Raw genomic sequence first — 1,289 nt, 5'->3', positions numbered from 1 at the left:
TTGGATAAAAGAAAAAGTTAGACTTGAAAATTATGTGCGAAATTTAAAGAGGTCCTGGATATGCCCCCATTTTTGGACACTTATAATGTTACACTTTGATTTTTTCATGTCAAGTTACCCCCTTTTTTAAACACCTCAAATGGTGTCCTATATCCCAAAGCAGAATGAGGTCTCTCTAAATTGTACCACTTAACCCAATTCAAAATTTTCTCTCTTGCTTCCTCCAAACTTTCAAATAATTCAGCATCTAAAAGCTCCTCTCTCATCCTGCTATGAAAACTCTCTACATACCCGTTTTTAAATGGCTTCCCAGGCGGTATTATTACTTCTTTTATGCGATACTTGCTTATAACTTTCTGAAAGTTTTCAGACCTGAATTCTGGTCCATCGTCTCTGATAATAGCCTTGGGAGGGAGGAATCAGCAAGGCTTATATCTACTAAAGGAGGGAAGGCAAATCTTGAAAACACATCAATCAGGTTAAGGATTCTAATTTTTTTAACAAAGCCATTTTTCTGGAGAGTATCTTCAATTACGTCAAGACTCCAGATTTCGTTTGTTTTAGAAGGGTTAATAGGTTTAAAAGGGATTCGCAGAAGTTTCTTTTTATAGCCTTTGGAAGTAGATTTTTGGAGGTTTAGCAGTTTATAGATTCTATAGATGCGTTTATGGTTTACATGATAGCCCATTTGTTTTAAGATGGCAGTAATTCTGCGATAGCCGAAGGAGGGGAAGGAATAGGCGAGATTTTGAATTAAGTCAGCGAGTTTAGAGTTAAGGGTAGAGTTTTTGCGGTTGATAGGTTTTAGGTAGAAGTAGAAGGAAGAGCGGGGTATAGAGAGGAGTTTGCAGGTAGAGGAGACAGACATTCCTGAGTTTACGAGTTTTTTAGCTAAGCTCATAAGTTGCTCTCTGGTTAGATGCTTTTTTTTAAAGCTTCAGTGAGGATTTGGATTTGAAGTTCTTTTTCAGCAAGGAGTTTTTTAAGTTTAAGATTTTCTTCTTCAAGGACTTTAAGGCGTTTAGCTTCTGAGGAGGAGAGGCCTTTATATTTTTGTCTCCAGCGATAAATAGTATTAGGGGAGACATTGTATTTTCTTGCGACTTGGCTCACAGAGGAGCCAGGGAGATCAGCTTCAGCAAGGATTTTAATGATCTGGTCAATGGTAAATTTAGTTTGTCTCATAGTTACCAGCCTCCTTGATTTAAATTTCCTCATTTTGTATTATACTGTCCAATATATTGGGGCAAGGCCATTTTTCAGCTTCAGGGAAGAGGACAGAGGGGTTG

General features: G+C 37.7%; 3 protein-coding genes. All 3 read right to left on the bottom strand.

The window, feature by feature from the left end; translation table 11 throughout:
• Positions 1–104 precede the first annotated feature (104 nt).
• Genes J7J55_07660 through J7J55_07650 form a run of 3 tightly spaced genes read right to left on the bottom strand, consistent with a single transcriptional unit; the run spans position 105 to position 1,185 of the window.
• Positions 105–401: a transposase gene (locus tag J7J55_07660; GenBank protein ID MCD6142570.1), complete on the bottom strand. Its 297-nt coding sequence runs from the start codon at positions 399–401 to the stop codon at positions 105–107.
• Positions 347–901, bottom strand: a complete 555-nt coding sequence (locus J7J55_07655) for a transposase (protein ID MCD6142569.1) — start codon at positions 899–901, stop codon at positions 347–349. Before J7J55_07655 ends, J7J55_07660 begins: the two co-directional genes overlap by 55 nt.
• Positions 902–915: 14 nt before the next feature.
• Entirely contained in the window at positions 916–1,185 is a 270-nt protein-coding gene (locus tag J7J55_07650; GenBank protein MCD6142568.1) for a transposase, read from the bottom strand.
• Between the last annotated feature and the right edge of the window lie 104 nt (positions 1,186–1,289).

The organism is Candidatus Bipolaricaulota bacterium (assembly GCA_021159055.1).
Classification (GTDB): domain Bacteria; phylum Bipolaricaulota; class Bipolaricaulia; order UBA7950; family UBA9294; genus S016-54.
This window is presented reverse-complemented; position numbering and strand designations above follow the sequence as displayed.

What these genes read in the sequence shown, in the direction of transcription:
- J7J55_07655 (MCD6142569.1), bottom strand. Translation starts at nt 901, where the DNA reads ATGAGCTTAGCTAAAAAACTCGTAAACTCAGGAATGTCTGTCTCCTCT.
- J7J55_07650 (MCD6142568.1), bottom strand. Translation starts at nt 1,185, where the DNA reads ATGAGACAAACTAAATTTACCATTGACCAGATCATTAAAATCCTTGCT.